The following is a 4,243-nucleotide window of genomic DNA, read 5'->3' on the forward strand; positions in this document are numbered from 1 at the left end:
GCCGCCGTCCGTCCATCAGCAAAAGTAACAAACGCCCAAAACGCCCACCAACCCGATACGTCTATTTCCCCCTCGATACACTCATGGATAATAACGCCATTAGCCGTATCAGAAACAGCGGCGGCAAATTCCCCCGTGCTTCTATCAGGCTTTCGGTACTTGATAACCGCATTTTCAATCCCTTCTAAATCGATAAAAGTCTTTAGCGTTATCCGCAACGCCGATTGTCCTATAAATATCTTCATTTTTTGTTCCCTCTCTAATCATTGTTTAAAAAACATCTCCCTTCTCTTATCTTTCGCACTTGCCCTTATCCCTCTTTTCATTGCTCTTTGCTCTCTGCTCATTGCTCATTGCTCATTGCTCATTGCTCATTTCCTAATCAATTTTGCTATTAAGAATTATTTCTCTACAAATAGGGGACTTTAAAATAAAATCCTCTTTAGCTTTTAAAAAACGATGTAAAATATAATCTCTAATAAAAACATTGGCAACAATCCGCACAAACAAAAATATACTGCGCAAACCCACTCCAAACGCTTTTACAGTATCCGTATTAAACCTCTTATAATCCGCAATATGTGAAGTTTCCGCTATGCTTTCAGAATTAACACGCAACTCCCGAATAAAAGCTCCCCAACGTCTAAAAATATCCGTTATCTGAACATTATCCGCTACTGTCCTAATAAATAAAACATTAAAAGATTGATTATCCGTTCCAATAAATATATCTTGAATTTTACGAATTAAAAATAAAAATCTATTTTCTTGTGAATTTACATTTACATCATCAAAACAATTTCTTAATAAAGAGCGTTCATTAAATAAATCAAAAATAACATTTACACTATCCAAACAATTCCTTAACATAGAGCGTTGTTTAAACAAATCAAAAATTACATTAATATTTTCAACAACATTCCTCAAAAACATAGAGTAACGGTTAATAATCACAGAATTGCAAACAGTCATAAAACAATTCCGGTAAAATGTTCCAATTCGATTTAACAAAGAATTAACTTTAGCCGTTTGTGTCAAATTCCTTTTATAATTTGCTATCTGTGTTTTTGCATCCGTTAAATTAACGCCTTGCGTCAATGTTCGTACATAATTTACGCTTAATGGGGCAGCAGTATATTCAAAATACCAACTCATACGTGCATAATATGTATAAAGATATCTATTTGATACATCAAAAGGTAATTGATTAACAACATTGTCCCCAAAATAATATAAAGGGTTTTGGACTAAATCATACATTGTTGTAAAATTCCTTCCCCTTACTCCAAACCAAACATAAGAACCTACATCAATAAATCCGTCAATATCTAAATTTTTACTTACCCACTTTGGGGGGTTTCCACTATCAACACAATAATATGGGAAATCAGTTTCATTTAATGATTTTTTTTCATAAGGGAGATTATTATTATCAGTATAAATACAAGGTCTAGTATAATATGTCGGAAAATCATGATGAAAACAATAAACATAGGCTGTACATGGACTATTGCCTTTTTCAGCAACATAATATTTTGATAATCCTATCTCGAAAGTCAGTAATGGTCTGCCTGCTACGGGGAAATTTACAAAATCTACATTATTACCTAAACTCCCTATTGTAGTAGTCCCAATAGTCGGATCAACTGTAACAGGATAAACCGCTTAGCTTAAAAACCATTCCGGTACTGTTATACGCAACTCATTCCCGACAACAAGCAAATTGCCCCAACACCGCCGACCTCTAGCGTCTATAATTTCCGGTCTATGAATATGGCAAAGTTTTCCCGTCCCTTCGCCTACTAATGTTTCCTTTTTATAGACCGCATAACTGCCCTTCAAAAATGGCTCTTTTACAAAATCAGGCTGTCGGAAAAAATCAAAATTTTCCGCTCCTTCCATAAGTAATGAAATTACATTTGTCTCTGGTTCACGCTCCAAAATACAGTCGTACTCAAAAGCTGTATCGCCGAGTATCGTAAACCGATGAGACCGCCTACGCCCCTTGTACAAAAGCCGCCACTTGTCTCCACGCAGTGTAAAACCTTCATCATCAGGTGGAATAAATCGCAAACCCTTTTTGAAACGATGAAGCCCAAAATCAGGCGTATTGCGTCCAAGCGTTACGGGACATGGGAAATCCAATAAGGATTGACAGAAAATCGTACTTCGCTCCTTATTCATTTTTCTTTCTTCTCTTTTCTTTTTTCTTTCGTATCATTGTCCGAGTATTGTAATTTCCCAAACTATTTGAAGCGTATCACTAGCCGTAACATTAACAGAAGGGTTAATTTGAGCATAAGCCAAACAGTTGGCAGAACTACCATTGCCATTTAACAAGCACGTCTCATTAATATTATTAGCGTTTAAATTACCCGCCGCAAAAGTAGCCCGATAAGTCAAAGTAGTGTCTCCTGTATTTCCCCAAGCCGCAGACAACGCAGGATAATTTGCGTCTAACGCTTTCATTGACCCTGTTGGCGTATTGCACCTAGTATTTGTCTTAGTGCTATTTCCAGTCCAACCAGTACCAACTTGAATATATCCGCTTGCGCTCGATACTTTAGTCTTTGTAGGAGACACAAGCAAAGCGTCAGCTATCATTGCGTCCCCCTCTCTGGTTACGATATTATGATATTCCTGTACCATATATTTGCCTTGCAAACCGAGCAGCCGCCTGAATAGCCCTGGGCTATGCCTTTTCAACTTGCCATTACAATCAAAAACCTGAACAGTAACACGCCCACGAATTTTAATCCTATCCTTCATACCTATACTCCTCTTAAATATTTGTTATTTGCAAAAGCATACGCCCTTGTTCTTATCTCTCTTATCTTTGCTCTCTGCTCATTTCTCACTTCTCACTTCTCATTTCTCATTTCTCATTTCTCTTTGCTCTTTGCTCTCTGCTCATTGTTATTTATTACCTGTTATTTGTTACCTGTTAATTGATAATCCAACAGCAAACCCACCTAACAGACAAACCAATCCAGTAATAATTGAAAATTGAATTCCCGCTTTTTTAGTCTCTTTAACCTTCAATGCGTTAATATCAGCTTGTATTCGCCATTTTTCCGCTTCATGTAACGCCGCCGCTTCACGCTCAATGACAGACAAAACAGCCGCCTTTGCCGCTTCGCCTGCCGCTTTTTCAATCGCTTCAAGTGCCGCCGCCGAAACTTCATCTATCAATAGTTCGATTTCTAAATCTGAATAAAGCCTCATCTCGTTTTCTTTCAAAATCGGCGGCTGCTCCGTCTGCTGCTCTGCGTACATCAGGTTCGTTAAGAAACTCATCAACAGGACGATTGGTAACATCTTCACGCAAAGCCTCAATTTCAATCTGTTTTTCCGCATACTCTTTAACCTCCATATCTCTTTTATTAAAATGTATTATTCCCAATACAACGCTAAATCCTATAATTGCGAATAACATACCGCAAATAAATCCAAACCAAAAATCCGTAATCCCAACCCTAATTTTTCTCCTACTCATTTCTTTTCTCCTTGCTCTTCGCCCCTTTTTCTTTCTTCTTCTTCTTTCGCTCTTATCTCTCTTATCTCTGCTCTTTTCTCTTTGTTATTTGTTACCTGTTAATTGTTATTTGCTCTTTGCTCTTTTCATTTCTCACTTCTCATTTCTCACTTCTCATTGTTCTTTCCACCTCGATAAAACTTTCAAGCCGACTATCCCAAACAGGACAATCACCAAAACGCAAAACCAAATCCAGTCCCTGATAAGTCCCTTTACCAACAGCCATGTTGCAACTAACAAACAAAGCGGTTTAAACCCAATCAGTTTAGAAGGCATGGACAAAATCCGTTTTCCTAAAATCGTAAACAGTTCACGCCAAGAATGTTCCCAAGTAGCCTTATAGGAAAAATAAATATCGTTATCTTTCATATACCATTCCCTTGCGGCATGGAAGCCGCTGTATCCAATGCCTTAATGGAGTTTGCGTAGCAAACTCCAGCCTGTTAAAATTGCATGGACGCAATTTTAACAGGCAATTTCCTCAAGCCGTCATGTCATTAAATTTTTTACAGACAGGCTTTCTATTCCAATAAACCTCCAAACGGTTCTCAATATGTTTCATTTGCGAACAAAAACAAAATCTGCAATTTTTTGTAGACATTGAAGAAACTTTACAATGTAAACAATCCGCACAAGTCTTTTTATCTTCCATTCAAACACTCCTCAAATAAATGTTATCAGTCATATCTCCCTCCCTTGCCCTTATCT

Annotated in this window: 7 protein-coding genes; all 7 read right to left on the minus strand. The window is 37.4% G+C overall.

Going from position 1 to position 4,243, the window contains the following annotated elements; all coding sequences use genetic code 11:
* Positions 1-245 (minus strand): hypothetical protein (locus ACYVRH_RS15390; protein ID WP_461257721.1); only part of this gene is annotated, 245 nt, incomplete at its 3' end.
* A 133-nt stretch (positions 246-378) separates the two neighbouring features.
* The gene (locus tag ACYVRH_RS15395; RefSeq protein WP_461257722.1) at positions 379-1,260 is read right to left on the minus strand and encodes a hypothetical protein; all 882 of its coding nucleotides are present in this window, start codon (positions 1,258-1,260) and stop codon (positions 379-381) included.
* A gap of 405 nt (positions 1,261-1,665) precedes the next feature.
* Positions 1,666-2,184 carry a hypothetical protein gene (locus ACYVRH_RS15400; RefSeq protein WP_461257723.1) on the minus strand — a complete coding sequence of 173 codons (519 nt, stop codon included), beginning with the start codon at positions 2,182-2,184 and terminating at the stop codon, positions 1,666-1,668.
* Between the two features lie 33 nt (positions 2,185-2,217).
* Positions 2,218-2,769, minus strand: a complete 552-nt coding sequence (locus ACYVRH_RS15405) for a hypothetical protein (RefSeq protein WP_461257724.1) — start codon at positions 2,767-2,769, stop codon at positions 2,218-2,220.
* Between the two features lie 168 nt (positions 2,770-2,937).
* The gene (locus ACYVRH_RS15410) at positions 2,938-3,192 is read right to left on the minus strand and encodes an ABC transporter permease (protein ID WP_461257725.1); all 255 of its coding nucleotides are present in this window, start codon (positions 3,190-3,192) and stop codon (positions 2,938-2,940) included.
* Positions 3,182-3,496: a hypothetical protein gene (locus ACYVRH_RS15415; protein ID WP_461257726.1), complete on the minus strand. Its 315-nt coding sequence runs from the start codon at positions 3,494-3,496 to the stop codon at positions 3,182-3,184. The genes ACYVRH_RS15410 and ACYVRH_RS15415 overlap by 11 nt, the downstream gene beginning before the upstream one ends.
* Before the next feature lie 153 nt (positions 3,497-3,649).
* Positions 3,650-3,904 carry a hypothetical protein gene (locus ACYVRH_RS15420; RefSeq protein WP_461257727.1) on the minus strand — a complete coding sequence of 85 codons (255 nt, stop codon included), beginning with the start codon at positions 3,902-3,904 and terminating at the stop codon, positions 3,650-3,652.
* Positions 3,905-4,243: the final 339 nt, after the last annotated feature.

The organism is Treponema sp. R80B11-R83G3 (assembly GCF_054786115.1).